Origin of the sequence: Mesorhizobium sp. B3-2-1 (assembly GCF_006439515.1) — a bacterium.
Classification (GTDB): Bacteria; Pseudomonadota; Alphaproteobacteria; order Rhizobiales; family Rhizobiaceae; genus Mesorhizobium.
The window spans coordinates 1-3,586 of record NZ_VFTI01000064.1 but is presented as its reverse complement, the minus strand read 5'-3'; the positions used below and the strand labels follow the sequence as shown (position 1 = coordinate 3,586).

At 59.9% G+C, this 3,586-nt stretch carries 3 protein-coding genes and 1 pseudogene; 2 read left to right on the top strand and 2 right to left on the bottom strand.

What is annotated here, in order from left to right; all coding sequences use genetic code 11:
- Positions 1-115 precede the first annotated feature (115 nt).
- Positions 116-561, bottom strand: a pseudogene (locus FJW08_RS32185) (AAA family ATPase); the annotation flags it as partial.
- Positions 562-662: 101 nt separating this feature from the next.
- Positions 663-2,636 carry an acyltransferase family protein gene (locus tag FJW08_RS32180; RefSeq protein ID WP_140813753.1) on the bottom strand — a complete coding sequence of 658 codons (1,974 nt, stop codon included), beginning with the start codon at positions 2,634-2,636 and terminating at the stop codon, positions 663-665.
- Between the two features lie 121 nt (positions 2,637-2,757).
- Between FJW08_RS32180 and FJW08_RS32175 the strand changes: the two genes are divergently transcribed.
- Positions 2,758-3,135: a hypothetical protein gene (locus FJW08_RS32175; RefSeq protein WP_140813752.1), complete on the top strand. Its 378-nt coding sequence runs from the start codon at positions 2,758-2,760 to the stop codon at positions 3,133-3,135.
- Positions 3,136-3,219: 84 nt separating this feature from the next.
- Positions 3,220-3,513, top strand: coding sequence for a hypothetical protein (locus tag FJW08_RS32170; RefSeq protein WP_140813751.1), 294 nt, complete (start codon positions 3,220-3,222; stop codon positions 3,511-3,513).
- The last annotated feature ends 73 nt before the right edge of the window (positions 3,514-3,586 follow it).

Sequence of the window (3,586 nt, the reverse complement as noted above, 5' to 3'; positions counted from 1 at the left end):
CTACGTCTGTCCAATCTGTGGTCAAGTTGGTCGATATGATATCCGGCAGCTCAATCGGGAGCCGGGTCATGAGCCGCTGGAAATGGAAGGCGGTTTCTCCGCGTGATCCAGCCATGCGAACCTCGTCATTGGTGTGGGTGAGAATGATGCGGCTGCGGTTAGGCGATGCCTGCCGGTCGCGGTCCCAGCGGTCGATCAGATCGTTGCGTGCCTGTTCCGGCGTCTGGGCGGCATGGAGCATGCCATGAGTGTCAAAGGCTGGATTGCAGCGCCGGTTCTGGCTGTCGCCAAATCGCGCGTGGCGTCGCGCTGCCAGTCTTCCCGCTGGCGGCGCACCTCGCCGATCTCGACGCCGCCATGACGTTCGTAGACCGACCGGAACGCCGCACCCGCCTCAATGGCTTGTAACTGCTGCGGATCGCCGACCAGCACGACTTTCGCGCCGGCCTCGGCGGCATGGGACAACACGCGCTCCAACTGGCGCGTGCCGACCATGCCCGCCTCGTCGATCACCAGAACATCGCGCGAGGTAAGCATGTCGCGGCCCTGTTGCCAGCCATGCCGGCTGCTGGAACATATGACAGACAAAAGGGTTGGGAAGCCGGCCGCCTAGAACCCTGCGGCCGTCCCATCTGAACTGCCCGCTGGCTGAAAATCATACCCTAGCTTGCTGGAGCTGGCTGTTTGGCTCGTTCTGCTATGGCGTCCAAGCCAATCATCTTCGCAAGCGCTTCCTTCGTCTGAGTCCGCAAATTCCGTCGCAGATGTGAGGCATCCCGGTAGATGAACTCACCGTTGACGTAAGTTGTGCATTGATCATTTGGGCACATCCCAGGACCCGGATCAACGAACGATAAATTGTTCTCCGCTGCCAGCGATTTGAGGGCCGAGGTAATCGGTCGACGCACCGATGTGGCCCATTTGCTGTTCATCTCGGTCGAGCATCGACGCCTGAGAAGGTTACTTTCCTTGTTAACAGCGCAAGAAGTCAGATCCTCGGCGGGCCCTGGCGTTGGAGCAACAATTGTGATCCGTCGATTGGCCGCGGCAATCTCTGGAAGGAGCATTTGCAAACCCTCGCGCACCAATGAAACCTTGTCAGCCTGATGTCCATCGGCAGCAACGATATCGGTGAATTGCAGTCCAGACCAAGCGGCGGCCAGAACCACGACATCAACGTCAGGCCGCAGGCGTAGCATGTTGATGGCTGCTTTCTGCGATGACGCACAGCGGTCCTTGTAGTTGGGCGCCTCGGGAAAGTTGCGATAGATGCGCTCGCCGAGCGCCGCAGGGCAGGGTTCGTACAGAAAAAATGCCGTATCTTCCAGCTGGCCGACAACATCAATTAGCGGGGCAAGATGGTCAGCATGGCTGTCACCCCAGAGTATACCGTGGTGCTTGGCTGTCACCCAAGGAGCTCCGAACGCGCAGTAGGTAACGCGGAGTTCAGGGATGTTGACCGTCTGCGGACATGGCCAATCCCACATCACCTTAAGGCTGCGCATTGCCAAGGCATCATCGGAAACCCTGCTGGTAAACCCGCCAGCTTGCGAGATCGCGTTGCCACTCCATGCGACCATCAAAGCTGCGGCGGCTCCGGCGGTGATTGCTTTCAACGGCATAGGCTGGAGGCGACGTACGGGCTCCTCGATGTAGCGCCATGAGAGCGTGGCGGCCAAAAACGTGAATAGGAAGACTGTTCCGGTCTCGATCGCCGTCGGTAGAGTACCGTCGGCATATTGACGGAAGAAAACAAAGATCGGCCAATGCCAGAGATACAGGCTGTACGAGATTTTGCCCGTGAAACGTAGCGGCGAGAACGACAGTGCGGCGGTGACTGGCGACGGCGAGCGGCGCCAAACCAGCAACGCGGCGCCAAAAACTGGAGCCAGTGCATTCACTCCGGGGAACGCATCGTCCGGCGACAAGCGAAGGATGCTCAGCACAATGATAATCAAGCCCAGGCAACCTAACCAATCGACGGATGAACGCCGTGGCAAAGGAACAAAGACCAGGATTCCACCGACAGCCAATTCCCATGCCCTGCTGAAGGGGGCATAAAATGCCTGTTTGGGATCGGTGGCGACCAAATGAACCGCTGTCGAAAAGCTGACGATCGCCACCAAGCTGATTGCGACGACCGCAATAGTCGGCCGACCGCGCGAAATACGGCTGAGGGCAAGCATCAGAGCTGGCCACACGAGGTAAAACTGCTCTTCAACACCGAGAGACCAAAGATGCAGTAGCGGCTGTAGGGCGGCCTCGCGGTCGAAATAGCCTGTGTTCCAGAGAAAGTAATAGTTCCCAAACCCGACTGAGGAATAGGCGGCGCTTTTCCCTAGGCTATCATAATCACCCGGCAGGAGCAGAAACCATCCGGCGATGAGGGATACGGCAATTACCAGCAACATCGCCGGAAGTATGCGGCGCACGCGCCGACCATAGAATTCGGCGACAGAGAGGCGTTTCGGCCCAACAAGTATACCGGTGATCAAGTAGCCCGAGATTACAAAGAAGATATCTACCCCGACGAACCCGCCGGCAAGGCCGGGCACGCCGAAATGAAACAGCATGACGGCGATCACCGCTACGGCACGCAGTCCATCGATGTCGGGTCTATAGTCGTTGGACTTCACGAAAACCCCTAGAGTCGGCCCAGTCTACGCGCGGTGACAATAACCAAGATCCAAGTCTGAACAACCTGCCCGCAAGGGCGGAAAGGATCATCTATGGCTGTTTACCGCGAAAAGGAATCGCTTGGCCGCGTGCTCGCGCACGAAGGCGGCTATTCGAACCGCCCCAAGATCCGGGCGGGGCGGTGCCGCAAGCGGCAACTTCATCGACGGCGGCCAGGCGAAGGCCTTCGTCGAGAATGCGAACGCCGCACCATCCACTGCGCCGGCCGACGCGGCGATCGGCGCCGGCATCGGCGGGGGTGGTGTCGCTGGCACCTTGCGGGATCTGCAGAACCAGCTTTCCCCGATGTCCTACGGTAGCGAGTTCATCATGAGAGTAGTCCTGGTGCTGGCCGTCATCAGCGCCGTGCTGCTGATGGGCGGCGCTGGCTACCGATGGTGCGCCAACAGGAAGTCCAAGCACCTTGCGGCCGCGCTGGGTGGCGAGGCGCCGGCATGAAGTGGTCTTCCTGCTGGGCGCCGCGGCTGGCGCTGTCGGCCTCGCTGTCGTCGAGGGCATCATCTTTTTCTGGTGGCTCGGCCAATGACCGCGATCATCACCCTGCTTGTCGTTCGCCTCGGCATTTCGCGCTTAGCGGCCGGCGCGATCCTTTGGGCGGCAATCGCCCTGTCCGCCTCGGGCGCTGCGCTCGGGGTCTACGAATTCATCAAGCACAAGGGCGCCGATGAAGTCCGCGCCAAGATCGAAAAGGACAATCAGGATGCGATACGCAAGGGCATTGAGGCCAGCCGGTCTTTTTACGACTGCACTTCTGCTGGCGGGCTGTGGGACCTCCCGCGTCAAAGGTGTTCCAGCCCTCCGGGCGGCGATCGGTAGCAGCCTCGCCGGCGCGAAAGGCAAAGACCATCGAGGATCAGAACAAGATCGACCGCACCATGGCCAGCAGGCA